Origin of the sequence: Microbulbifer hainanensis, from assembly GCF_014904735.1 — a bacterium.
Taxonomy (GTDB): domain Bacteria; phylum Pseudomonadota; class Gammaproteobacteria; order Pseudomonadales; family Cellvibrionaceae; genus Microbulbifer; species Microbulbifer hainanensis.
In genome coordinates this window covers 62,777-84,257 of record NZ_JACZCR010000029.1, presented here as the reverse complement: position 1 = coordinate 84,257, position 21,481 = coordinate 62,777, and the positions used below count along the sequence as shown (strand labels likewise).

Below are 21,481 nucleotides of genomic sequence, written 5' to 3'. Positions count from 1 at the left end.
CGCACCGAGCGGAAAAGCAGAAGCCCCGGCAAATGCCGGGGCTTCTGGGATTGAGCGACGGGCTCCACACCCGCGTGTGGAGCCCGTCTCATCGGCGTACTTCGCCGATTTACTTCTTCTTGGGCGGGCGACCGCGACGGGTAGCCTTTTTCTTGGCTGCCGTCTTCTTACCCACTGTCTTGGTTACAGCCTTTTTCGGCCGACCACGACCGGCGGATTTCTTCGCTGTTCCCGTCTTGGCTGCCGCTTTTTTGGCTGCAGCCTTTTTCGGGCGACCGGCCTTTTTCTTCGGCGCTTTTTTGGCGGCCTTCTTGGCTGCCTTTTTGGCCTCCGCCTTGGCTTTGGCCGCGGCTTTCTTCTCCAGGGCCTTTGCCTGAGCTGCAGCTTTCTTGGCTGCGGCCTTCACTTTGGCCTGGGCCTTTTTCTCCGCCGCCTTCAATTTCTTGCTGTGAACTTTGGCGCGAGCCTTTTTCCAGCGAGACTCAAATGCTGCCTTGGCTTTGGCTAGATCTTTCTCGTGTTGAGCCTCAAGTTTCTCGGCCATTTCAGCAATCTTCTGCTTGGCCGCCTCTTCAGCCTGGCGCACAGCGTCCATCGCCTTGGCTTTCGCCAGATCGACTTTTGCCGCGGCGACCTTGGCGCGTAAATCTTTCGCTTTGGCATTGGCGCTGGTCAGTGCCTTCTTGGCGGCGGCAGTATTGCTCTTCTGCACTCGCGCCCGCGCTTTGGCAACGCGATCCAGCTGGGCATCCAGCGACTTGGTCGCCGTATCCACGGCTTTCTGCGTTTTGGTAACTACCGGTGATACTGCAGCCGGTGCCTTTGGTTTTGCAGCGCGCTTTGCCCGCGCTTTCTTTTTCGCTACTCGTGCCATCCCTTGTCTCCTCTACTGAGTAAGAAGAAGTACCTCTGCAAGCTCAAAAGTGTGTTGGCGATATTGCCGGTTTGCTGCTGAAGAAAGGCCGCCGTCAGGCAGCCTTTGGTAAATTCAGAGCAAGCTACATCGTTTAATTCGATGCAACTGTATCAAAGTTAATAAAAAAAACCTGCTTTGCAAGAAAAAAGGACAAAAAAGGAAGCTTTTTTAATAAAAAAGTGCTTTTTTTTGAAAATTGTCCTGACAATTACCTTAATTGGCTCCTAGAGGCTTACACAGTCCCCCTTTTGAAGCGCGCTATTTCAGTCTTGCCGGGAGTTTATCTTCCAGAACCGCAGCCATTGCATCTATATGGTCGGCGCGTGCGTTCAGCGCGGGAATATAGCGGTACTCCTGTCCGCCGGCATCGATAAAATTAGCGCGATTCTCTACCGAGATTTCCTCGAGTGTTTCCAGGCAATCGGCGGAAAATGCCGGACAGATGACATCGACACTGCGCACACCATTTTTGCCCCATTCGATCAGTGTTTTATCGGTATAGGGCTGTAGCCACTCGGCCTTGCCAAAGCGGGACTGAAAGCTGACCTGCCAGCGATTCTCATCGAGCTCGAGCTCCGCCGCCAGATGAGCCCCGGTTTCCATGCACTGCTGGTAATAGGGGTCGCCCTTGGTGATGTTTGCCTTGGGAATGCCATGGAAGGATAAAAGTAATTTTTCTGCGGCGCCCTGCTTTTCCCAGAGTTCGCGCACCGAGTTGGCCAGCGCACGGATATACAGCGGATGCTTGTAATAATCGTGCACCATTGTGATATCGGGTATATCCCGGCTACTGCGATAGATTTGCGCCACCTGGTCGTACACCGCTCCCGTCGTGGTTGCTGAGTACTGTGGGTACAACGGCAAAACCACAAATGACTCGAACCCCTCCCGGCGCAGCCGTTCGACCTCAGTTTCCAGGCTTGGACGACCGTAACTCATCGCATAGCTCACGACCACATCGGGGCGCGACTGTGAAAAATGTGCTTGCAGCAGCTCCGCTTGCCGACGGGTATAGTGAAGGATTGGCGATCCCTTCACCGGCTCACCGTCAGCGCTCTCATTCCAAATCGACTCATATGCCGGGGCAATACGCCGCGGACGCAATGGCAGTACCAGCCCGTGCAGAATAGGCAGCCACACCGCGCGGGGAATTTCGACTACGCGGGGATCGGACAGAAAATCGCAAAGAAAATCCCGTACAGCTTTGGCAGTTGGTTCGGCTGGCGTGCCAAGGTTCATCAGGATAATAGCGGTTGTCATGAATGAGTTCCTTTCGTATTGAAAGCCGGGTCAATAGTAACTGCTTGCGGTCCGGACTGCTAAAGCCCTAGCGCCACCTTCCGGATACAAAAAAGGCCCCCGTCAGGGAGCCTTTCTACGCGAATTTCGCCGAATCGGATCAGGTCAGCGCCGCATTGACCTGTTCGCGAATGTCTTCCATGGAACCGACACCCTCTACGCGGCTGTATTTCGGTGCAGTTTCCGGCGCGCGCCCCGCCAGCTCACGGTAAAAACCTACCAGCGGCTCAGTCTGTTCGTGATAAACAGACAGACGATTGCGAACGGTTTCCTCGCTGTCGTCACTGCGCTGAACCAGCGGCTCACCGGTTTCATCATCCACGCCTTCCTGCTTCGGCGGATTGTAAATGACGTGGTAAACGCGCCCGGAGCCCTCGTGTACCCGGCGACCGGACAGGCGCTTGACGATTTCCTCATCGTCTACCGCAATTTCCAGCACGTGATCAATGGCGACGTCGGCGTCCAGTAATGCCTGGGCCTGGGGAATGGTGCGCGGGAAGCCGTCAAACAGGAATCCGTTGGCGCAATCCGGCTGTGCGATACGCTCTTTGACCAGAGCGATGATCAGGTCATCGGAAACCAATTGACCAGCGGCCATAACGTCTTTGGCCTGCAGGCCCAGCGGGGTACCCGCCTTGACCGCTGCACGCAGCATGTCACCGGTGGAGATCTGCGGAATGCCGAACTTCTCTGTAATGAACTGAGCCTGAGTGCCCTTGCCGGCTCCCGGCGCCCCCAAGAGAATAATTCGCATGGTCAGAATGCCTCCAGATTATACCGGCGCGTCAATGCCCGCCGCGCCAAAAGAGCGCTACCTTACACGCTGGCCCATAACAGAGCAAGGTCGCCAACACCCGGGGGCCACGCCGGTATGCCCCGTTTCGCTACAGCATTCTAGGGAGTCATCAAGCCGGAGCCCTGAGAATCGGCGCCGGCCGGTTGATAGGGGGCCACCGCCCCGCCTGTCATCCCGGGTACATTCAAGAACTGAATACCCGATATCAGGTTTCGGTCATTCCGTGTCCTTGATGCGGAGCTGCGGGAATCGCCAGTCAACCCTCGCGGGCTATGCTTTTGGGGCCACTTTGAGGAATCGGAGACGGCCCCCGCAATGAAAATTGCCATCTACAACGCCCGCCCCTACGACAAGCTCTATTTTGATCGCTTCAACCGCGCCTATCACCATGAACTCCACTATCTCGACACCCATCTGGATGAAGAAACCCTGATGCTGAGCCAGGGCGCGCCGGCGATCTGTATTTTTGTCGACGACCCGGTAGACCGCGGACTGCTCAAGAAAATGCGCGCGCAGGGGACCCAGCTCATCGCGCTGCGCTCGGCCGGATTCAATCACGTGGATATCCCGTCGGCCAATGAGCTCGGTATCGCCGTCGCCAATGTTCCCGGCTATTCCCCCTACGCGGTCGCCGAGCATGCCACCGGCATGATCCTGTGCCTGATCCGGCGGTTGATTCGGGCCCATGCGCGGATCCGCGAAGGCAACTTTTCCCTCGAAGGGTTGATGGGATTCGATCTCTACGGCAAGACCGTCGGCATTGTCGGCACCGGAACCATCGGTACAGTATTCGCGCGGATTATGCACGGTTTCGGCTGCCGGTTACTCGGGACAGATCCCGTGGAGAGCCCGGAGTGCCGTGAACTGGGGTTGCAATATGTGAACCTGCCAACCCTGTGCCGCCAGTCCGATATCATCTCACTGCATTGCCCACTGCTTCCCGAGACTCAATACCTGATAGACGACGAAGCCATCGCAGAGATGCGCGATGGTATTTGCCTGATCAATACGTCGCGTGGCGCCGTGGTCGATACTGCGGCACTCATCCGCGGACTGAAGACGGGAAAAATCGGCTTTCTGGGACTGGATGTTTACGAGGAAGAGGACGACCTGTTTTTCGAAGATTACTCGGACTCGGTACTCGGCGACGATGTCTTTGCGCGCCTGCTGACGTTTAACAACGTGCTGATCACCGGGCACCAGGCGTACTTTACTCGCGAGGCCATCACCAATATCGCCAAAACCACACTGGCAAATGTGACTGAATTTGAAACTATCGGGGAGTGCAGCAACCAACTGATCGCACCCTGAACGGCCACTTAAATCGAGAAATACTCCGACTGGAACTGCCGAAACTGCCCGGGATCTTCCGCCTAACGGGGCTCCGCGCTTTTGGCACGCTCCCACAGCCGGTCGAGCTCTTCCAGCGACGCGTCCGCGGGCTTTCGCCCTTCGGCGCCGAGCGCCGCTTCCACGGTATTAAAACGCCGTTCAAATTTTCGATTGCAGTCGCGCAGGGCGCTTTCCGGATCCACTTTCAGGTGCCGCGCGGCATTGACGCAGGAAAACAGCAGGTCCCCAAGCTCTTCCCGCATGTGGTCACTGTCGCCAGCTGCAATGGCTTCACGCAATTCGGCGATTTCCTCTTCGATTTTAACGAGAACACCGTCGACCGTCGGCCAGTCGAAACCGACACGCGCAGCACGCTTTTGCAACTTGGCGGCGCGTGTCAGTCCCGGCAGACCGAGGGCCACCCCGTCGAGCGCGCGGGGCTCGCCCTTGGCGCCGCGCTCGGCCTCTTTGATGGTCTCCCAGTTCTGCTTGACCCGGGCCTCGTCGATCGCTTCACCGCGGTTATCTCCGTAGAGCTGACCGCTGGGAAATACGTGTGGGTGGCGGCGCAGCAGTTTGCGCACAAGCGTGTCGACAATGCCGGAAAAATCAAAATGCCCCTGCTCGCGGCCGAGTTGGGCGTAGAAAATTACCTGGAAGAGCAGATCGCCGAGTTCCTCGTTCAGGTGTCCGAAATCCTCCTGTTCGATTGCCTCCGCGACCTCGTAGGCCTCTTCAATGGTCGAGGGAACGATGCTGGCGAAACTCTGCTTCAGATCCCAGGGACAGCCCCCCTCGGGATTGCGCAGCTGCGCCATCAGATGGAGCAGATCCTCAACCGTGTATTTTTCCTGCACGAGCCCTTCCTATCGATTCCATGGTTTTGCCCCAATGCGTTCTGGCCTGGCATGAGGCGGTTGTCAGTGCAATATCCGCCGTTTGGCCGAAGCCACGTTGGGCAGCTGATTGATACGGTGGAGCACCCGGCTGAGCTCCTCGAAACTGTGTACTTCGGCCGTCAGAACCATTTCCACCGTGTGCTTGTGTTTATTCGAATTGGTCTGCATTGCCGTGATATTGATGCGCTGACTGTCGAGCATTGTCGTAATGTCACGCAGCAGGCCGTGGCGGTCGTAAGCCTCGATCATGATCTCCACTGCGTAGAGTTCCTTGGGCTTTTCCGCCCACTCCACTTTCAGCACCCGTTCGTGTTCTTCCGCCTGCATACGCAGCATATTGGCGCAGTCTTTACGGTGAATGGACACGCCGCGCCCCAGGGTGATATAGCCCATGATGTCGTCACCGGGTAGCGGATTACAGCAGCGGGCGATGTGGGTCATCAGATTGCCGACGCCGTCGATATAGACATCGGCCTTGCCCTCGCCGCGGGCCACCGACGCAGTGAGTGATGGCACCGGCTCCACACGGTCCACCTTGACCATACGCTGGGCGGCATTGAGTACCTGCCCCACACCAATATCGCCTGCGCCAACCGCGGCATAGAGGTCATCCAGGCTGTGCATGTTCAATTTGGTCGCCAGCTTTTCAAAATCGAAATCGATCAGCGCCAACTGTTTGAATTCACCGTCGAGAATACTGCGGCCGTCAGCGATATTCTGGTCGCGGGCCTGCTGCTTGAACCAGTGAATGATCTTGGCGCGGGCGCGCGAGGTGGTGATATACCCCATGCCGGCGGAGAGCCAGTCGCGACTCGGGGCCTCACGCTTGCCGGTCAGAATTTCCACCTGGTTGGCGGTCTGCAGTTCGTGGTTCAGCGGCACGATACGCCCATCGACTTTGGCGCCGCGACAGCGATGCCCGATTTCCGTATGGATCCGGTAGGCAAAATCCAGTGGCGTGGCGCCGCGCGGAAGATCCACAACGTGCCCATCGGGCGTGAACACATAGATCCGGGTATCCACATCACTCGACTGCAGATCGTCCTGCAGCGGGTTGCCGCCGACCTCTTCATGCCAGTCGAGTACTTGCCGCAACCAGGATATTTTCTGCTCGTAACTGTCCTGGCCATCGGATTTCTGGTCAGTGCCCTTGTAGCGCCAGTGCGCGCAAACGCCGTACTCCGCCTCTTCGTGCATGGCGAAAGTGCGGATCTGTACTTCCAGTACCTTGCGTTCGGGGCCGATCACTGCGGTGTGCAGTGAGCGATAGCCGTTTTCCTTGGGCGAGGCGATGTAATCGTCGAACTCGTTGGGGATATTGCGCCACAGGTTGTGCACGATTCCGAGCACTGCGTAGCAATCGCGCACGGTGGGCACGAGAATACGCACCGCGCGGATATCATATACTTGGGAGAATCCGATATTTTTGCGGCGCATTTTGCGCCAGATACTGTAGATGTGCTTCGCCCGCCCGTAGACATCACCTTCGATATCGGCGCGCTGCAGTTCTCCGCGCAGTAGCTCCAGCACCTCATCGATATAGCTCTGCCGCGCCAGGCGCTTTTCATCCAGCAGCCGGGCGATCTGTTTGTAGTCGCTGGGCTCGAGATAGCGGAATGAGAGGTCTTCCAATTCCCACTTGATATGACCGATACCCAGTCGATGCGCGAGCGGTGCATAGACATCGGCCACCTCCCGCGCTACACGTCGGCGCTTGGCCGGTTCGGCATTCTTGGCTGCGCGGATTGCGCAGGTGCGCTCGGCGAGTTTGATCAGTGCCACGCGCACGTCGTCTACCAGCGCTACCAGCATCCGGCGGATATTTTCCGAGTGCTCCTCCACCGCGCCGCTGGCATTTTCCTCGCCGGTATCGGCTGTGCGGCTGCGAATTGCCGCCATGCGCAGCACGCCGCGGATCAATTTGGCGATCTTTTTGCCAAACTCGTCCTCGACAGTTTTCAGGGGCAGGCGCTTTTCCCGCACCGCACGGTAGAGCACTGCGGCACACAGGGCATCGCTATCGATCTGCAGGTCGCCGAGGATTTCGGCCATTTCCAGCCCGGTGGCGAAACTGCTGGCGCCCTCCGCCCAGATATTTTCCGCGGCGATGGCCTGCTTCTCTGCCTCAGCACTCATCTCGGCGGCGCGGCGCAGGGTTACCAGCGCCCCACCATCAAGATTCGCGAGCGTCTGGATATGGCGAAGCCAGGATTCAAAATCCAGTTCGCCATCCGGGCCGACAGAGTGATGTTTTCTGACTTGTACCATCGCGTTTTCTGAGCGCTTTTATTGTTGGTTGAACAGCCCGGAGGACAGGTAGCGGTCGCCGCGATCACAGATGATTGCGACAATCGTGGCGTTCTCCACTTCGGCGGACAGGCGCAGCGCGCCGGCCACGGCGCCACCGGAGGATACACCGCAGAAAATGCCTTCCTCCCGCGCCAGCCGGCGGGCCGTCTCTTCGGCCTCACTCTGATCCATATCGATGACCCGATCCACCTCTTCGGGCACGAAAATACTCGGAAGATAGGCCTGGGGCCAGCGGCGAATCCCCGGGATGCTGGATCCCTCGGTCGGCTGCAGGCCGACAATTTGGACTGCCGGGTTCTGTGACTTCAGGTAGCGGCCACAGCCCATAATGGTGCCGGTTGTACCCATGGATGACACGAAATGGGTGATTTCACCACCGGTCTGGCGCCAGATTTCGGGGCCGGTGCCCTCGAAATGCGCCCGCGGATTGTCGCCGTTAGCGAACTGATCCAGCACCAGCCCACGACCTTCCGCTTGCATTTGCAATGCCAGGTCCCGCGCCCCTTCCATGCCCTGCTCGGCACTGACGAGGATCAGTTCCGCACCATAGGCGGTCATAGCGGCCTTGCGCTCGTCGGTGGCGCTCTCAGGCATGATCAGGATCATGCGGTAGCCCTTGATCGCCGCGGCCATCGCCAGGGCGATACCGGTATTGCCACTGGTGGCCTCTATCAACGTGTCACCCGGCGCTATCTGGCCGCGGGCCTCGGCGCGCCCGATCATCGACAGAGCCGGGCGATCCTTGACCGAACCGGCCGGATTATTCCCCTCCAGCTTGAGCAGAATCGTATTGCTGGTCTCTCCGCCGAGGCGCTGCAGGCGCACCAGCGGGGTATTGCCCACACAGTCGGCAATCGTGGGGTATTCCATAACAGATCCAAATCGTGACAAAAATCGGTGCGCCATTCTAACCTCCGCACAGCCCCCTGCGAACCTTCGGCGATATTCCCATTGGTTAGTGGCATATGCTGCCGAGAGGAGTAGAATCGGACAAAAATAGCACTGTCGAATAAGACCTTCCGCCTATGGCCGTATCCCAGTCTCCAGAGTCGGCATCGGATTCGCCGCCCCGCCTGCGATCTCTCCGCGCGATCCTGTTCCGCTTTACCCTTGCGCCGGCGCTGGTGCTGGCGCTGGTGCTGGCCGTGGTCTTTACCCTGCAGCAGATGAATGACCGGCGTCAGCTACTGCTGTCGCACGGCCGGGCCAGTGCGGAACAACTGGCCGAGCTGATCAAGCTCAGTGGCGACCAGCCCTACGAGGTGCGCAGCGAGTGGCTGCACCAGAGCCTGCTGACCTTGATGTTGGAAAAGGACATGGTGCGCTCGGTGCAGCTCTACTCGACCGAGGGACCGGATCTGGATCCAGCCACCGGGCTGCGCACGCTCGCCGGCGTAGGGCCGCGGCCGCGCGTGTCGGTCACCGCCGATTTCCTGCGCGGCAAGGATACGCTCATTTTTGAAAAGGACGGCAGTCTGCAGGTATTACACCCGATCAGGGACTTACCGATCCACTGCTGGATCACGGTCGAGATGCATCGCCCTTATTTCATCATCGGGACTTACCAGGTGGTGCTCGTCGGGTTGCTGGCGATGATTATCTGTACCCTGGCCGCACTGGTATGGTCTGTATATCTGTCTGAACAATTCGGTCGTAATCTCGCGCGCCTCGGCGACAAGATTGCCGCCCTCGGAAACGGGCGGTTCGATACGCGGGCCGTTTATACGGAAAACCGCGAGTTGAACCGGCTCGCGCGGAAGATCAACGAGGCCGCGGAAAACCTCGCCAGTTACCAGCAGGAATACAAGGCCAACCTCCTGCAATCGATGGAGGACCTGCACCAGTCGCTCGACAGCATGGAAGAGCAGAATATCGAGCTGGATCTGGCGCGGAAGAAAGCCCTGGAAGCGAGCCGGGTCAAATCCAATTTCCTCGCCAACACCAGCCACGAAATTCGCACGCCCCTGAACGGCATCATCGGCTTTACCAACCTACTGCTGAAAACCGAGCTCGATGAACTGCAGCAGGACTACCTGCAGACGATACTGCGCTCCTCGGAAAACCTGCTGACGACCATCAACGACATCATGGATTTTTCGCGGATCGAGTCCGGCAACCTGGTGCTGGACCACATCCCCATGAACCTGGGCCAGCTACTGGAAGAAACACTGCAGATCCTCGCCCCCTTTGCCTACGAGCACCGCCTGGAGCTGGTGCCGCTGATCGATACCCAGCTACCGAGCACCCTGGTCGGCGATCCGCTGCGGATCAAGCAGATTCTCACCAATCTGGTGGGCAATGCGGTACGCAGTTCCGCGGATGGCAATATCCCGGTACGCATGAGCGTGCAGAGTGGTAAGGATTCCGAGCTGCTGATCCGCATCAGTGTCACCGACCTCGGCAACCGGATGGATAAACAGGCGCGGCGAGAACTGCGACAGCTGCTCGAGAGCGATGCCGAGCACCAGAATCACCAGATCAGCAGCAATGACCTGGGACTGGCCATTGCCCGCAGCCTGATCGAGCGCATGGGTGGCAGTATCGGCATCGACGAAGCCGCCGGCGGCGGTTCCACTTTCTGGGTTCACCTGCCACTTCTGCTCGAGCGCAACCGCTCGGTACCGGTTCCGGAGCGCTTCCCCGGGTGTCGCCTGCTGATCGCCGACCCCAATCGCATGACCCGCATGCAGGTAGCGCAACTGCTCAAATACTGGCAGGTGGAACCGATAGAACTCACGGATACATCCACCTTGCAACCTGCCGTGGAGCAGATGTGGCGCCACGACTCGCTACCGGACGCGGTCATCATCGATACCGCTATCGCCGATGGCGACTTCGACCAGTTTATCGGCACAGTACAGCAACTGGTGGATACCTATCAGTGCCGCGTGATTGTTCAGGGCTCACCGGTGGAACTGCGTCGCTGCTACGAACAGTTGCGCACCCGGGTGATCACTTTCCTCGCCAAACCGATCAGTCGCGACGGTCTCCTGCGCGCACTGCGCCGCGCCGCGCCGCAGCAACAGAACCAGCGCCCAACGGGCACCCATCCCGCCCTGCCCTGGTCATCCACGCCCCGTGTTCTGGCCGTGGACGATCATCAGGCCAACCGTTTGCTGGTGAGTGAACTGCTGCGTGCACAGGGCATTGACGCCACCGTCGCCTCGAGCGGCGAGGAAGCGCTGCAGTTGTGGCGCGAACACGCCTTCGACATGATTTTCATGGATATTCAGATGCCGGGTATGGATGGTATTGAAGCGACCCGCTGTATCCGTGCCGAGGAAAGCGGCCGACGAATCCCTATTATCGCCCTGACCGCCCACGCCGGCGCGGAGGAAAAAGCGCGCCTGCTCTCTGCGGGACTGGACGACTATCTGAGCAAACCGGTCAGCGAGGCCCAGCTCAGCAATATGATCAAGCGCTGGATGAAAATCCTGGCCCCGGTGGTACCGCGCAGCGGGGAAGCCCGGGGACCGCGCCTCGTCGATATCGGCGAGAGCCTGAGCCTCAGTAACAATGATGCCAAATTGGCTCGGGATATGTTGCAGATGCTGATCAAGGGACTGATTTCCGACGAACAGGAATTACACCGCTTGAGCAAACTCGGCGATATCAAGGGTTTGTTTGAACTCGTACACCGGATGCACGGGGGCTGCTGCTACTGTGGCGTACCGCGATTGCGCGAGACGACAGGGCAGCTGCAGGAGCACCTGCGGCCCCTACAGGAAAACGACGAGGCAACCATCAATCAGAAGCTGGTGGACAATACGGCTCGCGAAATTCGCGCGCTGCGTGAATGGGCATCGGAACAGAACCTGGATGCCCTGTTCGGGCTGGAGAAAGAGACGGAGACGGCGGCGACGCATTGAGTCCCGCGAGTTTTCACGCGCCCTCAAAAATCACGAATGCCAGGGCAAAATCTTTTTCATCGGAAAGGGACAGGTGAATTCGCTCGACACCCAGCTGCTCAGCGCGCAATTGGGCCCCGCCGGACAACAGCACTTGCGGGCCCTGCCCCGGTCGGCGGCGCACTTCGATATCCTGCCAGGAAATACCCGCTCCAATACCGGTGCCCAGCGCCTTGCCCAGAGCCTCCTTGGCGGCGAACCGCTTACACAGATAGGCGGCGCGATTGGGGATGGCGAGCACGCCGAGCGCCTCCCTCTCCCCGGCGCACAGTACGCGCTCGACAAAGCGATCACCGAAGCGGCGCCAGGCCGCCTCGATGCGGGTATAACTGCAGATATCCGTGCCGATACTAACGATCATTATTTGAATATACCTGTCTGAACAATTCCCGGCTCTGCAACGGCCTGTCGCCGAGCAGCGGTGCCAGCAACAATCGGGTCAACCGCTTGGCCGGCGCCAGCAGCGCCGGTGCGAATTCACCACTCTCCACCGCACACTCCAAGGCCAGCAGATCGGCACCGGAAAACTCCCCCGCCGACGGTCGCTCGCCCCCCGTACGCAACACCGGCACAAAGCCGAATTCATTTTCCAACCGGTAGCTGGCTGAAGCGGTCACCGGAGCCTGGCTGTGGGCACAGTAATTCAACTGCGGGCAACTCCCGAGCTCACTCAGCAGCTGCAATTCAAAGCGACGCAACGGCGCTTCCAGCTGCTCTGCGCTGCCGCCATCCAGTGCCGCCAGCGACTCAAGCAACACCTGGTAATGCACAAATAGACGGTACTGGGCTTCGCCGGCGGCCAACAGGCGCACCAGTAATTCATTGGCGTAAAGGCCCGCGTAAACAGCGCGGCCTCGCAACCACAGGGCGGTGCCGGCACTTTCCACCGGTCCGAGTGTTTTCAGGTCGCCGCGCCCCATCAACGTGACCAGTAATGGGGCAAAGGGCTGCAGAGATTGCTGACGCCGCTGCTTGTCGCGCCGCGCTCCCCGCGCTACGCAACCGATCCGACCGAACTCCGGCGTCAGCAACTCCAGAATCAGGCTGGAATCGCGAAAGGGGCGCGAATGCAGGATAAAGGCGGGCTGCAGCGGAGTTTGCGGTTGTGTCATAGTCAGGATGACAGCGTCAAATAAGGCTCAACGGGATTATCACCGCTCACGGAACACGACCGCAACGGGCTCAGTGCCAATGTTCGATATCTTCTGGCAGAGGTAGCCATGGATGGCGGTGTTCTTCGTAAATGGAGGCGGTCGGCGCGGGAAAATCCGGGTCGGCGAAAGCGCCCACCGGCACGCCGATCAGCTCCGGTTCAATATCCAACTGCAGATAAACCGTGGAACCGCAGTGCGGACAGAAATGCAGGGAAATCTTATTGCCACTTTCTGCCGTGCGCACATACTCACTGCTCGTGCCTTCGATTTGAACCCGATCCAGCGGAAAGCGCGCCTGCACACCGGCGACGCTGCCGGTGCGACGCTGACAGGCCTGACAATGACAAATGGATACACGCACGGGCTCACCACTTGTCGTCAGGTTCAGCTGTCCGCAACTGCATTGTGCCCGCCGCTGCTTCATCCCTTGTCCCACCATAAACCGAGCCCGAAAGACTTAATCGTCGCGGTATCCGAGACTGCGCAGAGCCCGCTCATCATCCGACCAGCCGGACTTCACCTTCACCCACAGATTGAGCATGACTTTACTATCAAACAGGCGCTCCATATCCTGGCGCGCCTGGCTGCCGATCTGCTTGATCCGCTCACCCTTGTTGCCGATGAGGATACGTTTCTGACCGGAGCGCTCCACCAGGATTGCCGCGCTGATATGCAGGATCGGTCCGTCCTGGGCGAATTCCTCCACTTCCACAGTCACCTGATAGGGAATCTCTGCGCCCAGCTGGCGCATGACCTTTTCCCGCACGATTTCCGCAGCAAGGAAACGCGAGCTGCGGTCAGTTATCTGGTCATCGGGGAAAAAGTGCTCTCCTTCCGGCAGGTGCTCCACGATCACCTTTTCCAGTGCATCGAGATTGATTCCCTGCAGCGCAGAGATGGGCACGATTTCCGCCTTGGGATGCTGCTCCGCCAGCGCCTGCAGTTGCGGCAGCAGATCGCCCTTGTCTTCCAGCTGATCGACTTTGTTGACGGCAATCACCAGCGGTGACTTCAGGCCGCGCAACTTGTCCGCCACCAGTTGATCGCCTTCCGTCCAGCGGGTGCGCTCGACCACAAAAACCACCACATCGACGTCCCGCGCTGCACTGCTGGCAGCGCGGTTCATGTAGCGATTGATCGCCTTTTCCTGGTCTGCGTGCAGACCCGGCGTATCCACGAAAATAATCTGGTTGGCACCCTCGGTCTTGATACCCAGCATGTTGTGTCGGGTGGTCTGCGGCTTGCGCGAGGTAATCGCCAGTTTCTGCCCCAACAGGTGGTTCAGCAGGGTGGACTTGCCCACATTCGGGCGGCCGACGATGGCGACATATCCACAGCGGGCGGGTTGTTCACTCAAGAAAATTCTCCGAAATAGTTGCGATTCGCTCCGGGCATTGCCACAGCGACTCGGATGTCAGCAATGCCGAATGCCGGTTTCGCGCGGCAAGCACCCGGCGACATTTCGCCGGTACTGACAGATTGTAGGATCAGCCCTGCCCGGTCAGGCGGTTATAGGCTTCGGTGGCCGCGATCTTCTCCGCCGCGCGACGGCTTCCCGCCTCACCACGCACCGGCGCATTGAGACCGCTGACCTTGCATTCGACGACAAACTGTTGCGCATGCTCGGCGCCGGCGACATCCACAACCCGGTATTCCGGCAGGGGTTTCTGTCGCGCCTGCAACCACTCCTGCAGCCGGGTCTTGGGATCTTTGGCGGTTTCCAGGGACAGGTTCTGCAGGCGCGATGCAAACCAGGCGAGGACGCGCTCACGCGCTTTCTCCAGGCCTGCATCCAGGTAGATGGCGCCTATCAGCGCTTCCACCGCATCGGCGAGAATGGATGCCCGGCGAAAACCGCCGCTTTTCATTTCGCCCTCACCCAGGCGCAGGCAGTCGCCCAGCTCCATTTCCCGCGCCAGCTTGGCCAGGGTTTCACCGCTGACCAGCTGCGCGCGCAGACGACTCAACTGGCCTTCACGGCCCTGGGGAAACTGTTCAAACAGTGCCGCGCCGATGGTGAAGCCGAGAATGGAATCACCGAGGAATTCCAGCCGCTCGTTGTTGCGGCTGCCGTGTGAGCGATGGGTCAGCGCCAGTTCCAGCAGGTCAGCGCGGTTAAAGCTGTGGCCGAGCCGCTGGCACAGGCGCTCCAGTAAAAGGTCAGTCACGTTTGCGGAATTGCTCCAGGTCTACCAGCGGCTCACAGCAAAGTTCCGGCTTCGCGGTATTGAGCTGTTTGTTAAATTTCATTACGACGTCGATGTTCTGGATCAATGGCTCACGCAATTCGTAGTTGATACTAACCAACATACCGTCTGCGCCACGGATAACCTGAACCGATTTGGTCGGCTGGCCACGAACATTGTTGAGCATGAAGTATTTTTGCAGGTCACGAATTATCTCGCTGCGGCTCATATCCCGGAGGTTGTCTTTCTCAGCCAGATCCTTCAAACCACTTTCAACTGCCATCGCGTCCACGTATGCGGGCGCCAATTTTGACGCGAACAGGATAATCAATGCGAAACCGCAGATATAAAAAATAAGGCTCCAGTAACTCATACCGCGCTGCCCGCGCAGGGAGGAAGTCATTTGCCTAACCATCAGTTTGCCCTCGATTGTTATTGTGCGTTGTCTTACGAAAGTCCAATTACTGGATACTGCCAACCCGATCGAAGGTCGGAATACTCAGCAGTTTGTCCCAGTGCATCCAAATCGCGAAAGCCTTGCCCACTACATCTTTTTCGGGCACGAACCCCCATTCGCGGCTGTCCAGGCTGTTGTCACGGTTGTCGCCCATCATGAAATAGTGCCCCGCCGGCACCGTGGTGCTGTAGTTGCTGTAACGGCTGGGAATCACGTGCTTGGCCATCAAGTGGCGGCGCCCGTATATATTCTCCCACATCACTTCCACTTCCGGGCGACTCGGCGGCAATGCCTGGATCAGTTCCTGGGGCGCGCGCTTTCCGTTGATGTAAAGAACGTTGTTCTTCACTTCGATTTTGTCGCCGGGCAGGCCGATGACACGTTTGATGAAGTAGGTATCGTTCATATGCGGCGGAAAGAACACCATCACATCGCCGCGTTTGGGCTCGCCGATATCCACGATTTTGGCACGGGAAACCGGCAGGTGCAGGCCATAGGCAAATTTATTCACCAGGATAAAATCCCCAACCTGCAACGTGGGCACCATGGAGCGCGACGGAATCTGGAAGGGCTCTACCAGGAACGAGCGCAGAATGAAAACGATTGCCAGTACCGGGAAGAAGGACTTGGAATATTCAACCAGTACCGGGTCCGCTTTCTCACCGCCGGCGAGCCTGCGGCGACGGGCGAAAAACAGGCTGTCCACGAGCCAGACACCGCCGGTGACCACCACCAGCAGCAGCAATATCAGGGGAAAATTAATATCCATATTGGTCTCAACGATCAATTGACTATGGTCAATCACCAGCGGGTATCATCGAATGATCCTGTAAATTGATCATTGATGACAGTCGCCGGTCACTGGTCTACTTTCAAAACGGCCAGGAAGGCCTCCTGCGGCACTTCCACGCGGCCCAACTGCTTCATGCGCCGCTTACCGGCCTTCTGTTTTTCCAGCAGTTTTTTCTTGCGCGTTACGTCACCGCCATAACATTTTGCCGTCACATTCTTGCGCAGTGCTTTTACCGTTGTGCGGGCCACTACCTGGCCGCCGATGGCCGCCTGGATAGCCACGTCGAACATCTGCCGCGGAATCAGTTCTTTCATTTTCTCCGCCATCGCGCGCCCCTTTTGCTGGGCGTGGTCGCGGTGCACGATCAGCGCCAGGGCGTCCACCCGATCGCCGTTGATCAGGATATCCAGGCGCACCAGTTTTGCCGGGTCAAAACGCGCAAAACTGTAATCCAGCGACGCGAAGCCACGGCTCACCGACTTGAGCCGGTCGAAGAAATCCATCACCACTTCATTCATCGGCAGTTCGTAGCGCAGGGATACCTGGCTGCCGGCATATTGCATGTCCTTCTGGATGCCGCGCTTCTCGACACACAGGGTGATCACGTTGCCCAGGTACTCCTGGGGCACCAGGATGTTCACCTCGGCGATTGGTTCGCGCATTTCCTCGATGGTGCCCAGGTCCGGCAGGCGCGACGGGTTGTCCACCGCCACCACAGTACCGTCAGTTTGCAACACTTCGAAGACCACGGTCGGCGCGGTGGTAATCAGGTCCAGGTCGTACTCGCGCTCCAGGCGCTCCTGGATGATCTCCATGTGCAGCATACCGAGGAAGCCGCAGCGGAAGCCGAAGCCCAGTGCATCGGAGGTCTCCGGCTCATAAAACAGCGAGGCGTCATTCAGGGACAGTTTTTCCAGCGCATCGCGGAAGGCCTCGTAATCGTCTGAGCTAACTGGGAAGAGACCGGCGTAAACCTGCGGCTTCACCTTCTGGAAGCCCGGCAGCATCGCCACTTCTTCTACGCCCTTGGCGTGGGTCAGAGTATCGCCCACCGGCGCGCCATGAATATCCTTGATGCCAGCCACCACAAAGCCCACTTCGCCGGCGCGCAGCACGCCAGTCTCTTTGCGCTTGGGTGTGAAGATGCCGACATTGTCCACCACATGGGCACGACCGATGGATTTGGTCACGATTTTGTCCTTGGCCTTCAGGGTGCCCTGCACTACACGGACCAGGGACACAACGCCCAGGTAGCTGTCGAACCAGGAGTCGATAATCAACGCCTGTAGCGGCGCATCCACGTCGCCCTGCGGCGGCGGCACCAGGCGGACCAGGTCTTCCAGCACATCCTCCACGCCCAGGCCGGATTTGGCACTGCAGCGGGTCGCCTCGGCGGCGTCGATGCCGATAATATCTTCGATTTCCTCTGCAACCTTGTCCGGATCCGCCTGTGGCAGGTCCATCTTGTTCAGAACCGGGATTACTTCCAGCCCCTGCTCGATCGCCGTGTAGCAGTTGGCCACAGACTGCGCCTCGACCCCCTGGGCGGCATCGACGACCAGCAGCGCACCCTCACAGGCGGCCAGGGAGCGCGATACTTCATAGGAGAAGTCCACGTGGCCCGGGGTATCAATAAAGTTCAGCTGGTAGGTCTTACCGTCCCTCGCCGTGTAGTCGAGGGTCACGCTCTGCGCCTTGATGGTAATACCCCGCTCCCGCTCCAGGTCCATGCTGTCCAGGACCTGCTCGGCCATTTCCCGATCAGAGAGGCCTCCACAGACCTGGATAAAGCGGTCCGCCAGGGTGGATTTGCCGTGATCGATGTGGGCAATGATGGAGAAATTGCGGATATGGGAGAGATCTGTGGCCACTTCGGAGAGTAAATCCTTTAAAAATCAGGTTGTTAGCCAGCAAGTATGCCGGCGGCGTGGCGCAAGTCTATCAGAGGCGGCGAGAAATACAGAATGATGATTGCCGAACCCGGAAAAGCGGCGGAGCCCCGATGGGGCTCCGCGTTTGACATGCGGTTCGACCCGCTAGTCTTCTTCAATCTGGATAGTTCGGAAGGTGGGCTGGCCGGCGCGGAAAAAGCGGATCGGCAGCAGCTCGTCGGAGGGGAGCCCCTTGACCACTTTCGCGTAATCCTTCATATCGCCGATATCTTCGAAGCCCAGCTGCGCGACGATATCACCGCTGCGCAGGCCCGCCTTGGCACCGGGCTTGTCGGGCACCACTTCCTTGACCAGGACTCCGGCATCCACTCCCCAGCGCTGTTTCAGCGCATCGGGGATCTCGCTGACGATGAGCCCCAGGCGGCCGCCGACATTGCTGGCAGGCACATTGCTCGAGGCTTGCTCCATGCCGTCGTCTTCGCTGGGCAGGGCACCGACGGTCACGCGCAGGGTCTTCTCCTCGCCTTTGCGCATCAAGTTCACGGCAACTTCGCTGCCGGGGCGGGTGCGGCCCACCACGTGGGGCAGATCACCCTGCTCGAGAATCTTGTGACCGTCAAAGCGTGTGATGATATCGCCGGCCAGGATGCCCGCCTGGGCCGCCGGTGCGCCGGCCTCAACCTGGGCCACCAGGGCACCGTGCGGCTTCTTGAGTCCCATGGCCTTGGCCATGTTCAGATCCACATCCTGGATACCGACGCCCAGCCAGCCGCGGTCAACGCGCCCCTTATCCTTGAGCTGAGCGACGACATCCCGCGCCAGACTTGCCGGAATGGCGAAGGACAGGCCGATGGACCCACCACTGCGCGTATAAATCTGCGAGTTGATACCGACGACCTCACCATCCATGTTGAACAGTGGTCCACCGGAGTTACCCGGGTTGATGGCCACATCCGTCTGGATAAACGGCACGTAGTTCTCGCGGCTCTCATTGGGGATGCTGCGACCCATGGCGCTGACGATCCCGGCGCTGGCCGAGTAATCCAGGCCGAACGGCGAACCGATCGCCACAACCCACTCACCGACCTTGAGCTTGTCGGAGCTGCCCCATTTCACGTGCGGCAGGTCATCGGCGTCGATTTTCAGCAATGCCAGGTCGGAACTGGCATCCGTACCGATCACCTTGGCATCGAACTCGCGGCGGTCGGTCAGGGTGACCGTCACCTGGTCGGCGCCGTCAACGACGTGGTTGTTGGTGACTACATAGCCATCATCAGAAATGATGAAACCGGAGCCCAGGCTCGCTACCGGCCGGCGCTCGCGGCCGCGCGGTTCCAGCAGATGGCGAAAGATATCCGGGATCTGCTGCTGATACTGCGGCGGCAGGTTGCCACGCGAGGCGTGAGGGCGCTCCACTGAGTTGATTTTGACGACAGCGGGCGAATTCTGCTCGATCAGGTCGGTGAACTCCGGCAGACCCCGCGCGCAGGCGGACGCCGATATCAACAGGCACAGCATGAATATCAGCTGTTTACAGCGTATAAGCATCGGTTTGTTACCCTTATATATCGCTTCTAATATGCACTTATGCATTCAGGAGTTGATGAAGGCTGCTATCCGATCCATCAGGGAGCGGGACAGCACTCAACAGGTTTCTGGTAAACATTTAGTGGCGTTCTGGCCACGAAAGTTCTCATCGCCAGTGTAAAACAATGTTAAGACGTCCCCGTACCCCCAACCCCAGCCGGTCCGCTGTAGAGGGGGAATCCCGCGCAAGCCCCCTGGCAGACGCCGCGCCAGCACCACTCCCGGAGATCGCCATGACCACAATGCGCCCACGCAACGAACGCGGTCATTTTTGCCACCCCCAGCGACAGTACGGGCAATCCGAACTGGGGGCACCGCTACTGTACTTCCCGGCCCAGTGCGGCGAACGCCACGGAATCATCATGGCGGGCACCCACGGCGACGAAGTATCGGCAATCGTCGCCCTGTCCTGCGCGCTGCGTTCGCTGCCCGCAGAACAGCTGCGCCACCACGTGATTCTGGCGGTCAATCCAGACGGCTGCCAGCTGGGCCTGCGCGCCAATGCCCGCGGCGTCGACCTGAACCGCAACTTCGCCACAGCCAACTGGCAGGCGGAAAATACCGTCTACCGTTGGAACAGCGCCGCCGATGAGCGGGATGTGCAGCTGAAAACCGGCAGCGAACCCGGCTCGGAAGCCGAGACCAAGGCCCTGAGCCGACTGATCGATGAACTGCGCCCTCCGTGGATAGTGACCATTCACGATCCCCTCGCCTGTGTGGAAGATCCAGAGAACAGTGACCTGGGTCAGTGGCTCGCCGAGCGGATGCAGTTGCCACTGGTCACTGAACTGGATTACGCGACACCCGGCTCATTCGGCACCTGGTGTGAAGAACGCAAACTGCACTGTATCACCCTGGAATTTCCACCGATCTCCGCTGATCGTGCCAGCGAGGACTACCTGCGCACCCTGACTGAGCTGCTCACCTGGACAGACTGAGCCGGCGCAAATTCACGTCCAGTAGACCCGCCCGGCGGCAAAACGCAGGGGCGGCTGCGCGTCCCTGGCCAGCCATGTCGGGCCATCCAGGTCGAGGAACCGCACCCGCTCGCCCAGCGGCCAGGCCGCGCGAATGGCCCGCGAGGTACAAAGCATGCACCCGAGCATCAATTGAAACCCCTGGCGTTCGGCCTCGTCGGCGAGTGCCCGGGCCTCGGTAATACCGCCGGTCTTGTCCAGTTTGATATTCAGCATCTCGTAGCGCCCCCGCAGCCGCGGCAGATCCGCCCGGGTGTGGCAGCTTTCGTCGGCACAGATCGGCAACGGATGAGGGAAGGACGACAGAACGGCATCGCGGTCCGCCGGCAGGGGTTGTTCCAGCATGGCGACACCCAGGTCGAGCAGCTGCTGGCAGCGCTGCGGCAGGGAGTCCGCCGGCCAGGACTCATTCGCGTCAATCACCAGCTGTGCGCCAGGCGCCGCATTGCGCACCGCCTTCACGCGTTCGAGCACTTCGCGGTCGTCGAGCTTCAGCTTAAGCACCGACACCCCCTGCTCCACCAGTTCCCGTGCCGCGTCCGCCATCGCGGATGGCGTATCAATGCCCAGGGTCTGCACCGTGGGCAGGGACTCCGGGCCCGCGAACGCAGCGCCGTCACATTTGGCTTCCCAATCCGCCAACGCACAGTCGAGCGCATTGCGCGCGGCACCGGCCGGCAGTCGCTCCTGCAACTGCGTCCGCGTCAGCCCTGCGGCCACCGCGTCCAGCGCCGGTTGCAGCTGGCCTATCACCGAATCCACACTCTCGCCGTAGCGGGCGTAGGGTGAACACTCACCGATGCCGGTGACTCCCCGCCCGTGCACTTCAACCACCACGACCTGCGCCTCACTGCGCGCGCCGCGGGAAATCACAAAGGTAGTGCGCAGGGGCCAGCTCTCGGCGTAGCAAAGTGCGCGCATGGGTCATCTCCAGCAAGGGTGAGATAACAGTTTAGAAAGGGATATGCGGGTTGG

Annotated in this window: 19 protein-coding genes; 3 read left to right on the top strand and 16 right to left on the bottom strand. The window is 59.4% G+C overall.

Annotated features, from left to right (window positions below; all coding sequences use genetic code 11):
* Positions 1 to 109 precede the first annotated feature (109 nt).
* The 3 genes from IG168_RS11895 to adk form a co-directional block, all read right to left on the bottom strand.
* Positions 110 to 874, bottom strand: a complete 765-nt coding sequence (locus IG168_RS11895) for a hypothetical protein (protein WP_193164620.1) — start codon at positions 872 to 874, stop codon at positions 110 to 112.
* Between the two features lie 300 nt (positions 875 to 1,174).
* On the bottom strand, positions 1,175 to 2,176 hold the full coding sequence (gene hemH, locus IG168_RS11890; RefSeq protein WP_193164619.1) for a ferrochelatase: 1,002 nt from the start codon (positions 2,174 to 2,176) through the stop codon (positions 1,175 to 1,177).
* A 139-nt stretch (positions 2,177 to 2,315) separates the two neighbouring features.
* Positions 2,316 to 2,969: an adenylate kinase gene (gene adk / locus IG168_RS11885; protein ID WP_193164618.1), complete on the bottom strand. Its 654-nt coding sequence runs from the start codon at positions 2,967 to 2,969 to the stop codon at positions 2,316 to 2,318.
* 357 nt (positions 2,970 to 3,326) lie between these two features.
* Between adk and IG168_RS11880 the strand changes: the two genes are divergently transcribed.
* Positions 3,327 to 4,322 (top strand): 2-hydroxyacid dehydrogenase, encoded by a 996-nt coding sequence (locus IG168_RS11880; RefSeq protein WP_193164617.1) that lies wholly within the window; start codon positions 3,327 to 3,329, stop codon positions 4,320 to 4,322.
* Positions 4,323 to 4,384: 62 nt separating this feature from the next.
* Here the strand turns inward: IG168_RS11880 and mazG are convergent, their stop codons facing one another.
* From mazG to cysM, 3 genes are all read right to left on the bottom strand, one after another.
* On the bottom strand, positions 4,385 to 5,200 hold the full coding sequence (gene mazG, locus IG168_RS11875) for a nucleoside triphosphate pyrophosphohydrolase (protein WP_193164616.1): 816 nt from the start codon (positions 5,198 to 5,200) through the stop codon (positions 4,385 to 4,387).
* A 63-nt stretch (positions 5,201 to 5,263) separates the two neighbouring features.
* Positions 5,264 to 7,510, bottom strand: a complete 2,247-nt coding sequence (gene relA / locus IG168_RS11870) for a GTP diphosphokinase (protein ID WP_193164615.1) — start codon at positions 7,508 to 7,510, stop codon at positions 5,264 to 5,266.
* An 18-nt stretch (positions 7,511 to 7,528) separates the two neighbouring features.
* On the bottom strand, positions 7,529 to 8,422 hold the full coding sequence (gene cysM / locus IG168_RS11865) for a cysteine synthase CysM (RefSeq protein WP_193164614.1): 894 nt from the start codon (positions 8,420 to 8,422) through the stop codon (positions 7,529 to 7,531).
* A gap of 155 nt (positions 8,423 to 8,577) precedes the next feature.
* On the opposite strand from cysM, the gene IG168_RS11860 reads away from it, so the two are divergent.
* Complete coding sequence (locus IG168_RS11860) at positions 8,578 to 11,421, top strand: response regulator (RefSeq protein ID WP_193164613.1); 2,844 nt, start codon at positions 8,578 to 8,580, stop codon at positions 11,419 to 11,421.
* Between the two features lie 13 nt (positions 11,422 to 11,434).
* Here IG168_RS11860 and acpS read toward each other — a convergent pair whose 3' ends face one another.
* From acpS to IG168_RS11815, 9 genes are all read right to left on the bottom strand, one after another.
* Complete coding sequence (gene acpS, locus IG168_RS11855) at positions 11,435 to 11,821, bottom strand: holo-ACP synthase (protein WP_193164612.1); 387 nt, start codon at positions 11,819 to 11,821, stop codon at positions 11,435 to 11,437.
* Entirely contained in the window at positions 11,811 to 12,572 is a 762-nt protein-coding gene (gene recO / locus IG168_RS11850) for a DNA repair protein RecO (protein WP_193164611.1), read from the bottom strand. The genes acpS and recO overlap by 11 nt, the downstream gene beginning before the upstream one ends.
* A gap of 70 nt (positions 12,573 to 12,642) precedes the next feature.
* Entirely contained in the window at positions 12,643 to 13,038 is a 396-nt protein-coding gene (locus IG168_RS11845) for a GFA family protein (protein WP_193164610.1), read from the bottom strand.
* Between the two features lie 33 nt (positions 13,039 to 13,071).
* Positions 13,072 to 13,971 (bottom strand): GTPase Era, encoded by a 900-nt coding sequence (gene era / locus IG168_RS11840; protein WP_226876887.1) that lies wholly within the window; start codon positions 13,969 to 13,971, stop codon positions 13,072 to 13,074.
* Positions 13,972 to 14,101: 130 nt separating this feature from the next.
* Positions 14,102 to 14,782, bottom strand: coding sequence for a ribonuclease III (gene rnc / locus IG168_RS11835; protein WP_193164609.1), 681 nt, complete (start codon positions 14,780 to 14,782; stop codon positions 14,102 to 14,104).
* Positions 14,775 to 15,203: a DUF4845 domain-containing protein gene (locus tag IG168_RS11830; protein ID WP_226876886.1), complete on the bottom strand. Its 429-nt coding sequence runs from the start codon at positions 15,201 to 15,203 to the stop codon at positions 14,775 to 14,777. The genes rnc and IG168_RS11830 overlap by 8 nt, the downstream gene beginning before the upstream one ends.
* A gap of 58 nt (positions 15,204 to 15,261) precedes the next feature.
* Positions 15,262 to 16,026, bottom strand: a complete 765-nt coding sequence (gene lepB, locus IG168_RS11825; RefSeq protein WP_193164607.1) for a signal peptidase I — start codon at positions 16,024 to 16,026, stop codon at positions 15,262 to 15,264.
* A gap of 89 nt (positions 16,027 to 16,115) precedes the next feature.
* Positions 16,116 to 17,921, bottom strand: coding sequence for a translation elongation factor 4 (gene lepA / locus IG168_RS11820; RefSeq protein ID WP_193164606.1), 1,806 nt, complete (start codon positions 17,919 to 17,921; stop codon positions 16,116 to 16,118).
* A 165-nt stretch (positions 17,922 to 18,086) separates the two neighbouring features.
* Complete coding sequence (locus tag IG168_RS11815) at positions 18,087 to 19,490, bottom strand: DegQ family serine endoprotease (protein ID WP_193164605.1); 1,404 nt, start codon at positions 19,488 to 19,490, stop codon at positions 18,087 to 18,089.
* Between the two features lie 272 nt (positions 19,491 to 19,762).
* On the opposite strand from IG168_RS11815, the gene mpaA reads away from it, so the two are divergent.
* Positions 19,763 to 20,467 carry a murein tripeptide amidase MpaA gene (mpaA, locus tag IG168_RS11810; protein ID WP_193164604.1) on the top strand — a complete coding sequence of 235 codons (705 nt, stop codon included), beginning with the start codon at positions 19,763 to 19,765 and terminating at the stop codon, positions 20,465 to 20,467.
* A gap of 12 nt (positions 20,468 to 20,479) precedes the next feature.
* Here mpaA and ycjG read toward each other — a convergent pair whose 3' ends face one another.
* Positions 20,480 to 21,427 carry an L-Ala-D/L-Glu epimerase gene (gene ycjG / locus IG168_RS11805; RefSeq protein WP_193164603.1) on the bottom strand — a complete coding sequence of 316 codons (948 nt, stop codon included), beginning with the start codon at positions 21,425 to 21,427 and terminating at the stop codon, positions 20,480 to 20,482.
* Positions 21,428 to 21,481 lie beyond the last annotated feature (54 nt).

Excerpts from the sequence above, each read along its gene's own strand:
- adk (WP_193164618.1), bottom strand. The coding sequence starts at position 2,969 with ATGCGAATTATTCTCTTGGGGGCGCCGGGAGCCGGCAAGGGCACTCAG.
- acpS (WP_193164612.1), bottom strand. The coding sequence starts at position 11,821 with ATGATCGTTAGTATCGGCACGGATATCTGCAGTTATACCCGCATCGAG.
- hemH (WP_193164619.1), bottom strand. The coding sequence starts at position 2,176 with ATGACAACCGCTATTATCCTGATGAACCTTGGCACGCCAGCCGAACCA.
- IG168_RS11845 (WP_193164610.1), bottom strand. The coding sequence starts at position 13,038 with ATGAAGCAGCGGCGGGCACAATGCAGTTGCGGACAGCTGAACCTGACG.
- recO (WP_193164611.1), bottom strand. The coding sequence starts at position 12,572 with ATGACACAACCGCAAACTCCGCTGCAGCCCGCCTTTATCCTGCATTCG.
- lepB (WP_193164607.1), bottom strand. The coding sequence starts at position 16,026 with ATGGATATTAATTTTCCCCTGATATTGCTGCTGCTGGTGGTGGTCACC.
- mpaA (WP_193164604.1), top strand. The coding sequence starts at position 19,763 with ATGACCACAATGCGCCCACGCAACGAACGCGGTCATTTTTGCCACCCC.
- IG168_RS11880 (WP_193164617.1), top strand. The coding sequence starts at position 3,327 with ATGAAAATTGCCATCTACAACGCCCGCCCCTACGACAAGCTCTATTTT.
- cysM (WP_193164614.1), bottom strand. The coding sequence starts at position 8,422 with ATGGAATACCCCACGATTGCCGACTGTGTGGGCAATACCCCGCTGGTG.
- IG168_RS11860 (WP_193164613.1), top strand. The coding sequence starts at position 8,578 with ATGGCCGTATCCCAGTCTCCAGAGTCGGCATCGGATTCGCCGCCCCGC.
- ycjG (WP_193164603.1), bottom strand. The coding sequence starts at position 21,427 with ATGCGCGCACTTTGCTACGCCGAGAGCTGGCCCCTGCGCACTACCTTT.
- IG168_RS11830 (WP_226876886.1), bottom strand. The coding sequence starts at position 15,203 with ATGACTTCCTCCCTGCGCGGGCAGCGCGGTATGAGTTACTGGAGCCTT.
- IG168_RS11815 (WP_193164605.1), bottom strand. The coding sequence starts at position 19,490 with ATGCTTATACGCTGTAAACAGCTGATATTCATGCTGTGCCTGTTGATA.
- IG168_RS11895 (WP_193164620.1), bottom strand. The coding sequence starts at position 874 with ATGGCACGAGTAGCGAAAAAGAAAGCGCGGGCAAAGCGCGCTGCAAAA.
- relA (WP_193164615.1), bottom strand. The coding sequence starts at position 7,510 with ATGGTACAAGTCAGAAAACATCACTCTGTCGGCCCGGATGGCGAACTG.